Here is a 17327-nt window from a genome sequence, read left to right as displayed (position 1 = left end):
TCTACCGCTATGGGTATCAAGGTGGCCCTGGAGCACCGCACCAGCTACACGTTCGACAGACTCGTCGAGGTCTATCCGCACGTGGTCCGGTTGCGTCCCGCGCCGCACTCGCGCACCCCGATCGAGGCCTACTCGCTGACGGTGGAACCGGCCGATCACTTCGTCAACTGGCAGCAGGACGCGTTCGGCAACTTCGTGGCCCGGCTGGTGTTCCCGTCGCGCACCCGCAGCCTGACCATCACGGTCGGGCTGATCGCGGACATGAAGGTGGTCAACCCGTTCGACTTCTTCATCGAGGACTACGCCGAGCACGTCGGCTTCACCTACCCGCCGGCGCTGGCCGAGGACCTCAAGCCCTACCTGCGGCCGGTCGACGAGGTCGGCGACGGTGCTGGGCCGGGCGGCCTCGCCCAGGCGTGGGTGGAGAACTTCACCGTGGCGTCCGGCACCCGCACCATCGACTTCCTCGTCGCGCTCAACCGCGCGGTCAACGCCGACGTCGGTTACTCGGTGCGGATGGAGCCGGGCGTGCAGACCCCGGACGTCACCCTGCGCACCGGTATCGGATCGTGCCGGGACTCGGCGTGGCTTCTGGTCTCCATCCTGCGTCAACTCGGGCTGGCCGCCCGGTTCGTGTCGGGCTACCTCGTCCAGCTCACCTCCGACGTCGAAGCGCTCGACGGCCCGTCCGGTCCGGCCGCGGACTTCACCGACCTGCACGCCTGGACCGAGGTCTACATCCCCGGAGCCGGCTGGATCGGGCTGGACCCGACCTCCGGGCTGTTCGCCGGCGAGGGGCACATCCCGCTGTCGGCCACACCCCACCCGGCCTCGGCCGCGCCGATCACCGGCGCGACCGAACCCTGCGAGACCACACTGGAATTCAGCAACGTCGTGACCCGCGTCCACGAGGACCCGCGGGTGACCCTGCCCTACACCGAGCAGGCCTGGGCGGCGATCAACGCGCTGGGTGCGCGCGTCGACGACCGGTTGGGCGCGGCGGACGTGCGGCTGACGATGGGCGGCGAGCCGACCTTCGTCTCGATCGACAACCGCGTCGACCCGGAATGGACCACCGACGCCGACGGCCCGCACAAACGCGAAAGGGCCTCCGCGCTGGCCGCCCGGCTGAAGGCGGTGTGGGCGCCGCACGGCCTGGTCCAGCGCAGCCAGGGCAAGTGGTACCCGGGAGAACCGTTGCCGCGCTGGCAGATCGGTCTCTATTGGCGGACCGACGGCGAACCTCTGTGGGTGGACGAGACGCTGCTGGCCGACCCCTGGGCGGAGGATCGGGACCCGCGCACACCGGCACCGGACGCCCCGGCCCGGCTGCTCGCCGCGATCGCCGAGGGCCTCGACCTGCCCGCCGGTCAGGTCCGCCCCGCCTACGAGGATGCGTTGGTGAGCCTGGTCAAGGCCGTGCGCCGGCCGGAAGGCGACCCGGTGCCCGCCGAGGACGACCTCGGCGGCGACAGCCCCGACGCGCGCGCCGAACTGCTGGCCCGGCTGGACACCCCGGTCACCGACCCCGCGGCGTACGTGCTGCCGCTGCACCGCCGCGACGACGACACCGGGTGGGCGAGCGCGGACTGGCGGCTGCGCCGCGGCCGGATCGTGTTGCTCGACGGCGATTCCCCGGCCGGTCTGCGCCTTCCGCTGGACTCGATCAGCTGGCGTCCGCCCCGCCCGGCGCTGCCTGCCGACCCGATCGAGCGCCGCCCACCGCTGCCCGGCCGGGGAGCGGCCGAGCACGACCCGGCGACCCCGGAGGAGGAGGACACCGACCGGTTGCCGACGACCGCGCTGGTCGGCCAGGTCCGCGACGGTCTGCTGTACGTGTTCCTGCCGCCCAGCGAGGAACTGGAGCACTTCGTCGACCTCGTGCACCGGATCGAGCTGGCCGCCGCGGCAACCGGATGCCCCGTCGTGATCGAGGGCTACGGCCCACCCGACGACCCCCGGCTCACGGCCATGTCGATCACCCCGGACCCGGGCGTCATCGAGGTCAACGTCGCCCCGACCGCGTCGTTCGCCGAGCAGCGCGCACAGCTGGAGACGCTCTACGCACAGGCCCGGCTGGCCCGGCTGTCCACCGAACAGTTCGGCACCGATGGCACACATGGCGGCACCGGCGGAGGCAACCACATCACCCTCGGCGGCATCACCCCGGCAGATTCGCCGCTGCTGCGCCGCCCCGATCTGCTGGTCTCACTGCTGACCTACTGGCAGCGGCATCCGGCGCTGTCGTACCTGTTCGCCGGCAGGTTCATCGGCACCACCTCGCAGGCGCCGCGCGTCGACGAAGGCCGTCCCGACGCCCTGTACGAGCTGGAGATCGCGTTCGCCGAGATCGCCCGGCTGACCCGGGAGCCGGGTGGGCCGTACGCGTGGATCGCCGACAGGGCGTTGCGCCATCTCCTCACCGACATCACCGGCAACACCCACCGCGCGGAGTTCTGCATCGACAAGCTCTACAGCCCCGACAGCGTCCGCGGCCGACTCGGACTGCTGGAGCTGCGCGGCTTCGAGATGCCGCCCCACCCCCAGATGGCGATGGTGCAGTCCCTGCTGGTCCGCTCGCTGGTCGCGTGGTTCTGGGACGAACCGCTGCGCGCACCGCTCATCCGGCACGGCGCCAACCTGCACGGCCGATATCTGTTGCCGCACTTCCTGATTCAGGACATCGCGGAGGTCGCCGCGGATCTGCGCGGCCACGGCGTCGAGTTCGACACCAGTTGGCTGGACCCGTTCACCGAGTTCCGCTTCCCGCGCATCGGGACCGCGGTGCTCGGCGGTGTCGAGATCGAGCTGCGCGGCGCCATCGAGCCATGGAACGTGCTGGGGGAGGAGGCGACGACCGGCGGGACCGCGCGCTACGTCGACTCCTCGGTGGAGCGGCTGCAGGTCCGGCTGATCGGCGCGGACCGGCAGCGCTACCTCGTCACGGTCAACGGACACCCGGTGCCGCTGCTGGCCACCGACAACCCCGACGTACAGGTAGGCGGGGTGCGCTACCGCGCCTGGCAGCCGCCGAGTGCACTGCACCCCACGATCACCGTGGACGGTCCGCTGCGGTTGGAGCTCGTCGACGCCGCCACCGGCATGTCCCGCGGCGGATGCACCTACCACGTGTCCCATCCCGGCGGTCGTGCCTACGACACCCCTCCGGTCAACGCGGTGGAGGCCGAGTCGCGGCGGGCCCGGCGATTCGAGACCAGCGGCTTCACCCCGGGCAAGGTCGATTTGGCCGGTCTGCGCGAGAAGCAGGCCCGGCAGGCCACCGATGTGGGTGCACCGGGCATCCTCGATCTGCGGCGAGTGCGTACCGTTCTGCAGTAATGGCCTACCCCGCACCGTCTCCGACGCCCCACCCGGGCGCCGGACCCGCAGACCTGGACAACCCGCTGGCGCCCTACGGCACCATGCGGGCTCAACAGGCGCTGTTCGACCTCCAGCCGCAGTTCAGCGGCCCCGCCGCGGGCTACGACGAATTCATCGACGCGGCAGGTCAAGTCAGGCCGGCCTGGCAGGAACTGGCCGACTGTGTGCGCGAACGCGGTCGCTACGGCCTGGACCGGCTGCGTGCGGTCGTGCGCGGCCTGGTCGACAACGACGGCATCACCTACATCCAGACCGACGGCGACGACACGGTGGCGGGGCCGTGGCACCTCGACGCGCTGCCGCTGATCGTCTCCGCGTCCGACTGGGACCGGTTGGAGGCGGGGCTGGTGCAGCGGTCGCGCCTGCTCGACACGGTGCTGACCGATCTCTACGGCGAGCGGTGCGCGCTCACCAGCGGGGTGCTGCCCCCGCAGCTGCTGTTCGCCCATCCCGGATATGTCCGGGCCGCCCACGGCATCGAGCTGCCCGGACGCCACCAACTCTTCCTGCACGGCTGCGACGTCAGCCGCAACCGCGCCGGCGACTTCGTCGTCAACGCCGACTGGACGCAGGCGCCGTCGGGGGCCGGGTACGCGCTGGCCGACCGGCGGGTGATCGCGCACGCGATACCGGAGCTCTACGAACAGGTCGGTCCGCAACCGGTGTCGCCGTGGGCCCAGGCGCTGCGGCTGGCGCTCGTCGAGGCCGCCCCGGAGACCGCCGAGGAGCCCGTGGTGGTGGTGCTCAGCCCCGGCATCCACTCCGAGACGGCGTTCGACCAGGCCTACCTGGCCAGCGTGCTGGGGCTGCCGCTGGTCGAGAGCGCGGACCTGGTGGTCCGCGACGGCAAGCTGTGGATGCGGTCGATGGGCACCCTCAAGCGGGTCGACGTGGTGCTGCGCCGGGTGGACGCCGCCTATGCCGACCCGCTCGACCTGCGACCCAATTCCCGCCTCGGGGTGGTGGGCCTGGTGGAGGTGCTGCGCCGCGGGGCGGTGACCGTGGTCAACACCCTGGGCAGCGGTGTGCTGGAAAGCCCTGGGCTGCTTCGCTTCCTGCCAGAGCTGGCCGAGAAACTGTTCGGCGAGTCGCCGCTGCTGCCGACCGCCCCGCTGTACTGGGCCGGCATCGACGTGGAACGGTCGCACGTGCTGGCCAACCTGTCGTCGCTGCTGCTCAAACCGGTCACCGGGGGAGAGGCCATCGTCGGGCCGGAGCTGTCGTCGGCCCAGCGGGAGTCGCTGGCCGCGCGCATCGCCGCCACCCCGTGGCAGTGGGTCGGTCAGGAACTGCCGGAATTCTCGTCGGCCCCCGCGGACTTCCTTGACGGCGGGCTGTCGTCGTCGAGCGTCGGCATGCGGCTGTTCACCGTGTCCCAACGCGGCGGCTACGCCCCGATGATCGGCGGCCTGGGATTCCTGGCGGCCCCGGGCGCCGACGGTTATCGACTTAAATCGGTTGCGGCCAAGGATATCTGGGTTCGTGCGCCGAGCCGGATCACCGCGGAGACGATCCCGGCGCTGCCTGTGCTGGCCACCGCGAGCCCGACCCAGGAGGTCAGCTCGCCGCGCGTGCTGTCGGACCTGTTCTGGATCGGCCGTTACGCCGAACGCGCCGAGCACATGGCACGGCTGCTCACCGTCACCCGCGAGCGCTACCACGAATTCCGGTACCGGCGCGCGATGGACGGCAGCGAGTGCGTGCCGGTACTGCTGACCGCGCTCGGCTCGATCACCGGAACCGACACCGGCGCGGGCGCCGACTACACCGAGAGGGTCGCGACCGCGCCGACCACCCTGTGGTCGCTGACCGCCGACCGGCACCGGCCCGGCTCCCTGGCCCAGTCGGTCGAACGTCTCGGCCTGGCCGCCCGCGCGGTGCGCGACCAGATGTCCAACGACACCTGGATGGTGCTGACCGCACTGGAACGCGCGCTGCTGACCGCGCCCGGCACACCGCCGGACTCCAAGGCCGAGGGCGACGCGTTCCTGGCGTCGACGAACAGCCTGACGCTGGCCGGGATGCTGACGCTGTCGGGCGTCATCGCCGAATCGATGGTGCACGACGTCGGGTGGATCATGCTCGACATCGGCAAGCGGATCGAACGGGCCCTCGCGCTGACGGCACTGCTGCGGGCCACCATGACCACGGCACGGACCCCGGGCGCCGAGCAGACCATCACCGAATCGACGTTGGTGGCCTGCGAATCGCTGGTGATCTACCGCAGGCGCAACCCCGGGAAGTTCAGCGTGACCGGCCTGGCGGAGCTGCTGCTGTTCGACGCCGACAATCCGCGCTCGCTGGTGTATCAGCTCGACCGGCTGCGGACCCACCTGCGGTCGCTGCCCGGCGCCTCGGGGTCGTCGCGGCCCGAGCGGATGGTCGACGAGATCGCCGCCAGGCTGCGCCGTATCGAGCCCGGCGAGTTGGCGGAGATCGCCCCCGACGGCCGACGGGTCGAGTTCGACGCGCTGCTCGGCGCCATCCACCGCGACGTGCGTGAGCTCGCCAGCGTCATCACCGCGGTCCACCTGTCCCTGCCCGGCGACATGCAGCCGCTGTGGGGCCCGCACGAACGACGGGTGTTCCCGTGACCGGCCGCTGCTACGAGATCACCCACCGCACCGAGTACCGGTATTCCGACGTGGTCACCAGCTCCTACGGACGCGGATTCCTGACGCCGCGCGAGTCGGCCCGTCAACGGTGCCTGTTCCACGAACTCGTCCTGGACCCGGAGGCCGCCGACAGCTCGACCAGCCGTGACGGATGGGGCAACGTCAGCTCGTATTTCCACGTCACGCAACGCCACCGGGTGCTGACGGTGACCAGCCGCTCCGTCGTCGAAGTGGATCCGCCGCCCCCCGATCTGTACGACGGGCCGTCGGCCCGCGCGCCGTGGGAGATCGCCCGCCCGATCGGGCCCGACGGGGCGGCGGCCGTCGAGTTCACCCTCGACCTGGACCCACCCGAGCTCACCGACGAGATCCGCGCCTATGCCGCACCGAGTTTCACCCCGGGCCGGCCGCTGATCGACGTGCTGTGCGATCTGACGGAGCGCATCTACACCGATTTCACCTACCGCTCGGGTTCGACGACGGTGTCGACCAAGGTGAGCGAGGTTTTGGCGGCGCGGGAAGGGGTATGTCAGGACTTCGCGCGGCTGGCGATCGCCTGTCTGCGGGCCAATGGTCTGGCTGCCGGTTACGTCTCCGGGTATCTGGCCACCGACCCTCCCCCCGGGAAGGAACGCATGGTAGGAGTCGATGCGACGCACGCGTGGGCGTCAGTGTGGACCCCCCAGAACCTGTGGCTCGGACTGGATCCGACCAACAACCAGATGGTCGACGAGCGCTACGTGACGGTCGGATACGGCCGGGATTACGCCGACATACCGCCGCTGCGCGGGATCATCTACACCGATTCGGAGAGCAGCGTGATCGACGTGGCCGTCGACGTCGCGCCGTGCCAGGGAAGAGTGCCGAATGCGTGACTTCACATGCCCGAACTGCGGTCAGCGGTTGGCCTTCGAGAACTCGGTGTGCCTGAACTGCGGTAGCGCACTGGGATTCTCGCTCGACGACATGGCGCTGCTGGTGATCGCGCCCACCGAGGAGAGCGAACACGCCGGCGCGGTCGATGAACAGCGCTTCCAGCTGTGCGCGAATCTGCATCTGGCCGAGTGCAACTGGCTGGTCGAGAAGGGCCCGATCGCCAAGCTGTGCGTCTCCTGCGCGCTGACCCGGACCCGGCCCAACGACGCCGACACCATCGCGCTGGCGGCGTTCGCCAATGCCGAGCGCGCCAAGCGCAGGCTGATCGCCGAACTGCACGAGCTCTCGCTGCCCATCGTCGGACGCGATGCGGACCCCGACTTCGGGCTGGCCTTCGATCTGCTGTCCAGTCAGTTCGAGAAGGTCTTCACCGGGCACGAGAACGGCGTGATCACACTGGATCTCGCCGAGGGCGACGACGTCCACCGCGAGCAGTTGCGGATCTCGATGGACGAGCCCTACCGGACCCTGCTCGGGCACTTCCGGCACGAGATCGGCCACTACTACCAGTACCGGCTGATCGGCACCTCGCAGGACTACCTGGACCGCTACCACGAACTTTTCGGGGATCCGGGGGCCGACTACCAGGCCGCGCTGGACCGGCACTACAGCGAGGGTGCGCCGCCGGGCTGGGAGGACGACTATGTGTCCTCCTACGCGACCATGCATCCGGCCGAGGACTGGGCCGAGACGTTCGCGCACTACCTGCACATCCGCGACACGCTGGACACCGCGGCGGCGTTCGGGCTCGCCCCGGCGACGGCGACGTATGACCGGAGGATGTTGGGCCCCAGCGGTTTCGACACGCTCATCGACCTCTGGTTGCCGCTGTCGTGGGCGCTGAACATGGTGAACCGGTCGATGGGCAAAGAGGACCTGTATCCGTTCGTGCTGCCGCCGCCGGTGCTGGAGAAGATGCGCTTCATCCACACCGTGATCGACGAGGTCACGTCGAACCCGGCCAAGCTGGCCGAGATCGGCGCGCCTGCCGAGGATCAGAGTCAGCAGCTCGGCTAGCCCATCAGCTTCTGCATGAAGCGGTGCGCGCCGAGCACCACCTTCGCGCGGTCGGGATCGTTGCGCCGCGCGACGTCGTCCTGGTTGCCGCTCACCACGTGCACCGGTCCGTCCGGCAAGTGCCTGAGGCCCTCGGCGGCGACGTCGGCGGGCTCGGAGACGCGCAGGCCGGGCACGTCGAAGTTCAGTCCGACCCGCTCCATCGCCGGGGTGCGGGTGACGCCGAGCACCAGCTCCAGCACGTGCACGTCGTACTCGCGCAGTTCCAGCCAGAGGCTCTCGGCGAAGATCCGCCCGAACGCCTTGACCCCGCCGTACACGGTGTGCCGCGCCGAACCGAGGTAGCCGGCCATCGACCCGACCAGCAGGATGCCGCCGCGCCGGCGGTCCCGCATCGGGCGCGCGTAGTGCTGCACCAGGGCCATCATCGCGGTGATGTTCAGGTCGATGACCCGCCCGAACTCGGCGAGGTCGGCGTCGAGGAACTCCTCGCTGCACGTGTTGGCGCCGGCGTTGTAGATCAGCAGCCCCACCTCAAGGTCGGCGGTGGCCTCGATCACCGCGTCGGCACCGTCGACCAGATCGACCGCCAGCGTGCGGGTCTGCACCCCGTGCTCGCGGCATCGGGCAGCGGTGCGCTCCAACGGTTCCGGCTTGCGGGCCACCAGCACCAGGTTCACCCCGGCCCGCGCCAGCAGGTCGGCGAACTCCGCTCCGACGCCTTCCGATCCTCCGGCCACGACCGCCCAGGGCCCGTAGCCCGCCACATTCGTCATCCACCGATCATCGCGTCCCGCGCCGGGGTGTCGGTGCCGGGGTATGTCGGCGGTGGGCCACTACGATCAGCCGGTGGCTGATCGCTATGGCGCCGACATTCTGGCCAACAACCCCCACCAGGCACGCAAGCCGCGTTCGACGGAGCAGCCGATCGAGATCGGCATGGTCGTGGAGGACGCGCAGACCGGCTTCGTCGGCGCGGTGGTGCGGGTCGAGTACGGCCGGATGGTGCTCGAGGACCGGAACGGCCGTACCAAACCTTTCCCGGTCGGGCCGGGCTATCTGATCGACGGCAAGCCGGTCATCCTGACCGCACCGAGGAAGGCGGCGCCGGCCGCGCCGACCCGCACCGCGTCCGGATCGGTCGCGGTCAAGGGGGCGCGCGCGAAGGTCGCGCTGGCCAGCCGCATCTACGTCGAGGGCCGCCACGACGCCGAGCTCGTCGAGCAGGTGTGGGGCGAGGACCTGCGGATCGAGGGAGTGGTCGTCGAATACCTCGGCGGCGTCGACGACCTCGCCGCGATCGTCGCCGATTTCCGCCCGGGCCCGGGGCGCCGCCTCGGCGTGCTCGTCGACCACCTCGTCGCCGGATCGAAGGAAGCCCGCATCGCCGACGCGGTCCGGCGCGGTCCGGGCGGGGAGCACACGCTGGTGGTCGGGCACCCGTACATCGACATCTGGCAGGCGGTGAAACCGGCCCGCCTCGGCATCGCCGAATGGCCGGTGATCCCCAAGGGTCAGGACTGGAAGCACGGCGTGTGTGAGGCGCTGGGCTGGAAGCACCGCGACCAGGCCGACATCGCCGCCGCCTGGCAGAAGATCCGCGGTCGGGTGCGGGACTGGACCGACCTCGAACCCGAGCTGATCGGCCGGGTCGAGGAGCTGATCGACTTCGTCACCGCACCCGTGTAAGCAGGGAGCGTGTCCGACAGTCTGTTCGATGTGCCCGGGGAGCGGGCGGCGTCTGCCGCGGCCCCGGTGGGCGCCCCTGGAGGGACGGTGTCGCCACTGGCGGTCCGGATGCGCCCGGCATCCCTGGACGAGGTCGTCGGGCAGGGGCATCTGCTCACGCCGAACTCGCCGCTGCGACGACTCGTCGAGGGCTCGGGTGCGGCGTCGGTGATCCTGTACGGCCCGCCCGGCACCGGCAAGACCACGCTGGCGTCGATGATCTCGCAGGCCACCGGTCGGCGGTTCGAGGCGCTGTCCGCGCTCGCGGCCGGGGTCAAAGAGGTGCGGGCGGTCATCGAGGAGGCCCGCGTCGCGCTGCTTCGAGGACAGCAGACCGTGCTGTTCATCGACGAGGTGCACCGGTTCTCCAAGACCCAGCAGGACGCGCTGCTCGCCGCGGTCGAGAACCGGGTGGTGCTGCTGGTCGCGGCCACCACCGAGAATCCATCGTTCTCCGTGGTGGCGCCGCTGCTGAGCCGATCGCTGATCCTGCAGCTGCAGCCGCTGACGCCCGCCGAGGTCACCACGGTGATCCGCCGCGCCATCGAGGATCCGCGCGGCCTCAACGGCAAGGTGAAGGTCACCGACGACGCGATCGAACAGCTGGTGCAGCTGTCGGCGGGCGACGCGCGCCGGGCACTGACCGCACTGGAGGTCGCCGCCGAATCCGGGCAGGACGTGACCGTCGAGGTCGTCGAGCAGTCCCTGGACAAGGCCGCGGTGCGCTACGACCGGGATGGCGACCAGCACTACGACGTCGTCAGCGCGTTCATCAAATCCGTCCGCGGCTCCGATGTCGACGCCGCGCTGCACTACCTGGCCCGGATGCTGGTGGCGGGGGAGGACCCGCGGTTCGTCGCGCGCCGGCTGATGATCCTGGCCAGCGAGGACATCGGGATGGCCGACCCGACGGCACTGCAGATCGCGGTTGCCGCGGCGCAGACTGTGCAGCTGATCGGGATGCCGGAGGCGCAGCTGACGCTCGCGCACGCGACGGTGCATCTGGCCACCGCACCGAAGTCGAACGCGGTGACGACCGCGCTCGGTGCGGCGATGGCCGACATCCGTGGCGGTAAGGCCGGCCTGGTCCCCGCCCACCTGCGCGACGGTCACTATTCAGGCGCCCAGAAGCTGGGCAACGCGGTCGGTTACAAGTACGCCCACGACCATCCGGGCGGTGTTGCGTCCCAGCAGTATCCGCCGGACGAGCTAGTCGGCGTGGACTACTACCGGCCCACCAACCACGGCGTCGAGCGGGAGATCTCCACGCGGTTGGAGAAGCTGCGGGCGATCATCCGGCGCAGACGCTGACGCGGCTGCCCTTGACGCCCCCGGCGCTGTTCCGTACCGTCGTAATCAACCAATTGGTTTATCAATAGAAAGATTGATTATTGGACCGTGCCGTCGATGGAGAGGCAAGCCTCGACCGGGCCTTCATGGCCTTGGCCGATCCGGTGCGCCGCGCCCTGGTGGCGCGCCTGTCCCGGGGCCCGGCGACGGTCAACGAGCTCGCCGCTCCGTTCGCCATCACGAAACAGGCGGTGTCCAAACACATTCAGGTACTCGAGCAGGCCGGTCTGGTCACCCGCACCCGGGATGCCCAGCGCAGGCCCGTGTACCTGGACGCCGCCGCGCTGGAGGCGCTGACCGCCTGGATCGACCGGTACCGGTTGGACGCCGAACGCAACTACCGCCGGCTTGACAGCCTGCTGGCGGAGACTTCGCCCACCGCACCGAAGGAGACACCGACATGACGAACGCGCTGACGCTCAACGCCCCCGTCGACACCCTGGCCATGGAGTTCACCCGGGAGTTCGACGCTCCCATCGCCGCGCTGTACCGGGCGCACGCCGACGCCGATCTGGTCAAACGGTGGCTCGGCCCGCACGGGCTGGAGATGACCGTGCAGGAGTGGGAATTCCGCAGCCATGGCGGCTACCGCTACACACACACCGACGAGCACGGGACCTACGTCTTCAACGGCACGTTCCACACCGTCCGGGAGAACGAACTCATCGTGCAGACCTTCGAATTCGGGGGCGCGCCCGACATGGTCAACATCGAATACCTGTGGTTCGACGATCTCGGCGACGGACGGTCACGCCTACGTGGCCGCTCGGTCTGCCCGAGCACCGAAGCGCGGGACGCGCTGCTGTCCTCCGGTATGGAAGGCGGGATGTCCGAGGGCTACGACAAGCTGGACGCGCTGCTGCCGCAGCTGTGAGCACCCCGCACATGAGGTGACCCCGACTGGTCGGGGGCCCAGCCGGGATCACCAAAATGGGAAATCTTCGAGCGCCTAGCGCAGCATTCCCGAGCGGCGGCCGCCGGTGACACCGGGACGGCGGCGGCTCATGAGCGCCGCCACCAGCGCCACACCCACGACCGCGACGACGACCTGGACCAACAGCTCCAGCCAGTCGATACCGCTGGTCGCGGTCGGGATCCCGATGGCACGGGCCAGCGCGGTGCCGATGAACGCCGACACGATACCGACCAGGATGGTCAGCAGTATGCCGATCGGCTGCTTGCCGGGCAGCACGAGCCGCGCCAGGGCGCCGACGACGATGCCGACCAAGATTGCGGTGATGATGCCGGTGATGGTCATTTTTCCTCCAAGTGGTGGCGGGCTGCCGCAGACATACCCTGGCCCCCACGGCAATAAACGCAGGCGTCAATCGCCTCGGGACTCGTACTCTCGGACGCGTGAACACCGAAGTGCTCGACGTCGACACGTCCCGGCGCCGCACCGTTGACCTGACCTCGGCGGTGCGCGAGTTCTGCGCCGCCCAGGGGGACGGCCTGTGCAATGTGTTCGTCCCGCACGCCACGGCGGGCCTGGCGGTGATCGAGACCGGCGCGGGTTCCGACGACGACCTCCTGGACACGCTGGAACGGCTGCTGCCCCGCGACGACCGCTACCGGCACGCGCACGGTTCGCCCGGCCACGGTGCCGACCACGTGCTGCCGGGGCTGGTGTCGCCGTCGGTGACGGTGCCGGTGGCCGACGGGCAGCCTCTGCTGGGCACCTGGCAGAGCATCGTGCTCGTCGACCTGAACAGCGACAATCCCCGTCGCTCGGTGCGGCTGAGCTTCGTGTCGGGCTGACGGTTCGGGCGAGACTGCGACCGGTACTGTGGTGCGGTCGAGTATTCGCAGGTTAACCGAAGGACAACAGGACGTGGAGACACACGAGATCAGGAAACGCTTCCTTGATCACTTCGTGAAGGCGGGTCATACCGAGGTGCCGAGCGCCTCGGTGATCCTCGACGACCCGAACCTGTTGTTCGTCAACGCCGGGATGGTGCAGTTCGTCCCTTACTTCCTCGGCCAGCGCACCCCGCCGTGGAATCGTGCCGTCAGCGTTCAGAAGTGCATCCGCACCCCGGACATCGACGAGGTGGGCATCACCACCCGGCACAACACCTTCTTCCAGATGGCCGGCAACTTCAGCTTCGGCGACTACTTCAAGAAGGCCGCCATCGAGTTCGCCTGGACGCTGCTGACCAACCCGGTCGACCAGGGTGGGTACGGCTTCGAGCCCGAAAGACTCTGGGCCACCGTGTATCTCGACGACGACGAAGCCATCGGTTACTGGCAGGAGGTGGCCGGGCTGCCGCTGGAGCGCATCCAGCGCCGCGGCATGGCCGACAACTACTGGTCGATGGGCATTCCCGGACCGTGCGGGCCGTCCTCGGAGATCTACTACGACCGGGGCGCCGAGTACGGCGTCGAGGGCGGACCCGAGGCCAACGAGGACCGCTACATCGAGATCTGGAATCTCGTGTTCATGCAGAACGAGCGCGGCGAGGGCACCTCGAAGGAGAACTTCGAGATCCTCGGGCCGCTGCCGCGCAAGAACATCGACACCGGCATGGGCATCGAGCGCGTGGCGTGCCTGCTCCAGGGCGTGGACAACGTCTACGAAACCGATCTGCTGCGCCCGGTCATCGATCTGGTCGCAGGCCGCGCGCCGCGCGGGTACGGGCAGGGCATCCACGACGACGACGTCCGCTACCGGATCATCGCCGACCACAGCCGGACCGCGGCGATCATCATCGGTGACGGCATCAGCCCCGGCAACGAGGGCCGCGGCTACGTGCTGCGCCGCCTGCTGCGCCGCATCATCCGCGCCGCCAAACTGCTCGGCGTCGACGAGCCGATCATGGCGTCGCTGATGGAGACGGTCCGCGACGCGATGAGCCCGTCCTATCCGGAACTGGGCACCGACTTCGAACGCATCCAGCGCATCGCGGTGGCCGAGGAGACGGCGTTCAACCGGACGCTGGCGTCCGGGTCCCGGCTGTTCGAGGAGGCGGCCCGCGCCACCAAGGCCGCCGGCGCCGGAAAGCTCTCCGGCCGTGACGCATTCACGCTGCATGACACCTACGGCTTCCCGATCGAACTGACCCTGGAGATGGCCGCGGAAGCCGACCTCAGCGTCGACGAAGAGGGTTTCCGCGGGCTGATGGCCGAGCAGCGGGCCCGCGCCAAGGCCGATGCGGCCGCGCGCAAGCAGGCCCACGCCGACCTGTCGGCCTACCGTGAACTCGTCGACGCCGGACCGACCGAGTTCACCGGCTTCGACGAATTGACCAGCGAGGCACGGATTCTCGGCATCTTCGTGGACGGCAAGCGGGTTCCGGTGGTGGCACACGGCGGCCGCGAGGGCGCCCACGAGCGCATCGAGCTGATCCTGGACCGCAGCCCCTTCTACGCGGAGTCGGGCGGGCAGATCGCCGACGAGGGCACGATCGCCGGCACCGGATCCTCGGAGACGGCCAAAGCGGCGGTCACCGACGTCCAGAAGATCGCGAAAACCCTGTGGGCGCACCGCGTCAACGTGGAGTCGGGTGAGTTCGTCGAGGGCGACACCGTGCAGGCCGCCGTCGACCCGCGCTGGCGCCACGGCGCCACCCAGGGCCACTCGGGCACCCACATGGTGCACGCGGCGCTGCGACAGGTGCTGGGGCCCAACGCGGTCCAGGCCGGGTCGCTGAACCGGCCGGGCTATCTGCGGTTCGACTTCAACTGGCAGGGCGCACTGTCGGATGACCAGCGCAGCCAGATCGAGGAAGTCACCAACGAGGCCGTCGAAGCCGACTTCGAGGTGCACAGCTTCACCACCGGACTGGAGAAGGCCAAGGCCATGGGGGCGATGGCCCTGTTCGGCGAGAACTACCCCGACGAGGTCCGGGTGGTCGAGATCGGCGGGCCGTTCTCCCTGGAGTTGTGTGGCGGCACCCACGTGAGCAGGTCGGCACAGATCGGCCCGGTGACGATCCTGGGTGAGTCCTCGGTGGGCTCGGGAGTGCGTCGCGTCGAGGCCTACGTCGGTCTGGACTCGTTCCGCCACCTGGCCAAGGAGCGCGCGCTGATGGCCGGCCTGGCGTCGTCGCTGAAGGTCCCGTCCGACGAGGTGCCCGCTCGGGTCGCCACGCTGGTGGAGCGGCTGCGCGCCGCAGAGAAGGAACTCGACCGGCTGCGGCTGGCCAACGCCCGCTCGGCGGCGGTGAACGCCGCCGCGGGTGCCGAACAGATCGGCGACGTGCGGTTGGTGGCGCAGCGGATGGCCGGAGGTATCTCGGCCGGTGATCTGCGCTCCCTGGTGGGCGACATCCGCGGCAAGCTCGGCAGCGACGCCGCGGTGATCGCGCTGATTGCCGAGGGCGACAACGACTCGGTCCCGTTCGTGGTGGCGGTCAACCCGGCGGCGCAGGACCACGGATTGCGTGCCGACGAGCTGGTCAAGGTCATGGGCGCCGCGGTCAACGGCCGCGGCGGAGGCAAGGCCGATCTCGCCCAGGGTTCCGGCAAGGGAGCTGCGGGCATCGACGCGGCGCTGGCGGCGCTACGCGCGGAGATCGGCCGGAGCTGACCGAGTGCCCGACACCGACTCGACCAGCCGCACGCCTGACCGGCCGGGCGATCCGAGCACGGCTCCGGATCCTGGGCGTGGGCGGCGGCTCGGTGTCGACGTGGGCACCGTGCGGATCGGGGTCGCGGTCAGCGACCCGGACGCGGTCCTGGCCACGCCGGTGGAGACGGTCCGCCGCGAGAAGCGCGGAGATCGGCATGTGCGCCGGCTGGTCGCACTGGTCGGGGAGTACGACGTCGTCGAGGTCGTGGTCGGACTGCCGCGGACGCTGGCCGACCGGGCGGGGACCTCGGCGCAGGACGCGGTAGACGTCGCGGACACGCTGGCCCGGCGCATCGCGCCGGTGCCGGTCCGGCTGAGCGACGAGCGTTTCACGACGGTGACAGCACAGCGTGCCCTGCGGGAGGCAGGTGTTCGTTCCCGCGGCCAGCGATCGGTGATCGATCAGGCCGCGGCGGTGGGGATTCTTCAGAACTGGCTGGACCAGCGGCGGGCGGCGTTGCCCGCACACGGAGAGGTCTCGGATGACTGACGACTGGCGGAGTGACCGGGCCGAGCCGCTGGCGGTGGGACCGCCGAGGCAGCGGATGACCCGGCGGGAACGCGCCCGGCAGGAGCGTCTGCGGCGCAGGCGGCGCGTCGCCGTCATCTTCTCGCTGACGATGCTCGTGGTCATCGTGATCGGCGCGGTGTTCCTCGGGTCGCGGATGTGGCACTCGCTGTTCGGCGGCGCCGGCGACGACTTCGCCGGCGGCGGCGTCAACGACGTGGTGATCCAGGTGCACGACGGCGACTCCACCACTGCGATCGGGCAGACCCTGCACGACAACAACGTCGTGGCCAACGTCAAGGTGTTCGTCGAGGCCGCCGACGGCAACGCGGCGATCTCGTCGATCCAGCCCGGCTTCTACAAGGTGCGCACCGAGATCCCTGCCGCCGACGCCGTGGAGCGGCTTGCCGACCCGGACAACCGCGTCGGCAAGCTGGTGATCCCCGAGGGCCGCCAGCTCGACGACGTGCGCGACGTCAAGACCGACGCGGTCACCGCCGGCATCCTCACGCTGATCGCCAACGCGTCGTGTGTGGAACTCGACGGGGACCGCCGGTGCGTCGCCGCAGAAGACCTGAAGAACGTCGCGAGCGGCGCGAACCTCGCCGAGATCGGTGTGCCGCAGTGGGCGACGCGTGCGGTGGAGGCGCTGGGCTCCGATCACCGCCGGCTGGAGGGGCTGATCGCACCGGGCTCGTGGAACATCGACCCGTCGGCCAAGCCGCAGGACATTCTCGCGACGCTGATCTCGGACAGCGCGGTCCAGTACGAGGCGGGCGGTCTGCTCGCCGCGGCCACCGCCGCCGACATGTCGCCGTACGAGATCCTCACGGTCGGATCGCTGGTGCAGCGGGAGGCCACTCCGGAGGACTTCTCGAAGGTGGCCCAGGTGATCTACAACCGGCTCGACGAGAACCGCACCCTGGAGTCCGACTCGACGGTGAACTACCCGCTGGACCGGATCGAGGTCGCCACCACCGACGCCGACCGCGCGCAGGCCACCGAGTGGAACACCTATGTGCGCCCGGGCCTTCCGGCCACGCCGATCTGCTCGCCGGGTTCGCCCGCGCTGCTGGCCGCCGAGCATCCGGAGCCGGGGGACTGGCTGTACTTCGTGACCGTCGACATGAGGGGCACCACGCTGTTCGCCCGCGAGTACGAGCAGCACCTGGCCAACATCGAAATCGCCCGACGCAACGGCGTCCTCGACTCGGCGCGATGA

General features: G+C 70.0%; 14 protein-coding genes. 12 read left to right on the top strand and 2 right to left on the bottom strand.

The genetic code is table 11. The annotated features are described in order from the left end of the window. The first annotated feature begins 9 nt into the window (after positions 1–9). Genes MVA01S_RS12995 through MVA01S_RS12980 form a run of 4 tightly spaced genes read left to right on the top strand, consistent with a single transcriptional unit; the run spans position 10 to position 7949 of the window. Entirely contained in the window at positions 10–3339 is a 3330-nt protein-coding gene (locus MVA01S_RS12995) for a transglutaminase family protein (protein ID WP_003933385.1), read from the top strand. After that, positions 3339–5975, top strand: coding sequence for a circularly permuted type 2 ATP-grasp protein (locus tag MVA01S_RS12990; protein ID WP_060941610.1), 2637 nt, complete (start codon positions 3339–3341; stop codon positions 5973–5975). The genes MVA01S_RS12995 and MVA01S_RS12990 overlap by 1 nt, the downstream gene beginning before the upstream one ends. After that, positions 5972–6871: a transglutaminase family protein gene (locus tag MVA01S_RS12985; protein ID WP_003933388.1), complete on the top strand. Its 900-nt coding sequence runs from the start codon at positions 5972–5974 to the stop codon at positions 6869–6871. Before MVA01S_RS12990 ends, MVA01S_RS12985 begins: the two co-directional genes overlap by 4 nt. Next, a complete protein-coding gene (locus tag MVA01S_RS12980; protein ID WP_003933389.1) occupies positions 6864–7949 on the top strand; it encodes a zinc-binding metallopeptidase family protein in 1086 nt (361 codons plus the stop codon). The genes MVA01S_RS12985 and MVA01S_RS12980 overlap by 8 nt, the downstream gene beginning before the upstream one ends. Here the strand turns inward: MVA01S_RS12980 and MVA01S_RS12975 are convergent. Continuing rightward, the gene (locus MVA01S_RS12975; protein WP_003933390.1) at positions 7946–8725 is read right to left on the bottom strand and encodes an SDR family NAD(P)-dependent oxidoreductase; all 780 of its coding nucleotides are present in this window, start codon (positions 8723–8725) and stop codon (positions 7946–7948) included. The two genes, MVA01S_RS12980 and MVA01S_RS12975, sit on opposite strands and share 4 nt — an antisense overlap. Positions 8726–8798: 73 nt before the next feature. Between MVA01S_RS12975 and MVA01S_RS12970 the strand changes: the two genes are divergently transcribed. The 4 genes from MVA01S_RS12970 to MVA01S_RS12955 all read left to right on the top strand — a co-directional run bounded on the left by MVA01S_RS12970 (position 8799) and on the right by MVA01S_RS12955 (position 11901). Beyond that, complete coding sequence (locus MVA01S_RS12970; RefSeq protein WP_003933391.1) at positions 8799–9638, top strand: DUF3097 domain-containing protein; 840 nt, start codon at positions 8799–8801, stop codon at positions 9636–9638. Between the two features lie 9 nt (positions 9639–9647). Beyond that, entirely contained in the window at positions 9648–10988 is a 1341-nt protein-coding gene (locus tag MVA01S_RS12965) for a replication-associated recombination protein A (protein ID WP_040543018.1), read from the top strand. Between the two features lie 125 nt (positions 10989–11113). Further along, the gene (locus MVA01S_RS12960; protein WP_051015389.1) at positions 11114–11431 is read left to right on the top strand and encodes an ArsR/SmtB family transcription factor; all 318 of its coding nucleotides are present in this window, start codon (positions 11114–11116) and stop codon (positions 11429–11431) included. After that, positions 11428–11901, top strand: a complete 474-nt coding sequence (locus tag MVA01S_RS12955) for an SRPBCC family protein (RefSeq protein ID WP_003933394.1) — start codon at positions 11428–11430, stop codon at positions 11899–11901. Before MVA01S_RS12960 ends, MVA01S_RS12955 begins: the two co-directional genes overlap by 4 nt. Before the next feature lie 75 nt (positions 11902–11976). Here the strand turns inward: MVA01S_RS12955 and MVA01S_RS12950 are convergent, their stop codons facing one another. Then, a complete protein-coding gene (locus MVA01S_RS12950; RefSeq protein ID WP_003933395.1) occupies positions 11977–12285 on the bottom strand; it encodes a GlsB/YeaQ/YmgE family stress response membrane protein in 309 nt (102 codons plus the stop codon). Positions 12286–12383: 98 nt separating this feature from the next. On the opposite strand from MVA01S_RS12950, the gene MVA01S_RS12945 reads away from it, so the two are divergent. The 4 genes from MVA01S_RS12945 (at position 12384) to mltG (ending at position 17327) form a co-directional block, all read left to right on the top strand. Then, on the top strand, positions 12384–12785 hold the full coding sequence (locus MVA01S_RS12945; RefSeq protein ID WP_040543019.1) for a secondary thiamine-phosphate synthase enzyme YjbQ: 402 nt from the start codon (positions 12384–12386) through the stop codon (positions 12783–12785). A 73-nt stretch (positions 12786–12858) separates the two neighbouring features. After that, complete coding sequence (gene alaS / locus MVA01S_RS12940) at positions 12859–15555, top strand: alanine--tRNA ligase (protein ID WP_003933397.1); 2697 nt, start codon at positions 12859–12861, stop codon at positions 15553–15555. Between the two features lie 4 nt (positions 15556–15559). Beyond that, complete coding sequence (ruvX, locus tag MVA01S_RS12935) at positions 15560–16087, top strand: Holliday junction resolvase RuvX (protein ID WP_003933398.1); 528 nt, start codon at positions 15560–15562, stop codon at positions 16085–16087. Beyond that, entirely contained in the window at positions 16080–17327 is a 1248-nt protein-coding gene (mltG, locus tag MVA01S_RS12930) for an endolytic transglycosylase MltG (protein ID WP_060941609.1), read from the top strand. Before ruvX ends, mltG begins: the two co-directional genes overlap by 8 nt.

The sequence above is a fragment of the Mycolicibacterium vaccae NBRC 14118 = CIP 105934 genome, assembly GCF_001552715.1.
In the GTDB taxonomy this organism is placed as follows: Bacteria; Actinomycetota; Actinomycetes; order Mycobacteriales; family Mycobacteriaceae; genus Mycobacterium; species Mycobacterium vaccae.
The sequence above is the reverse complement of the archived record's forward strand: the minus strand, read 5'-3'. Positions and strand labels throughout refer to the sequence as shown.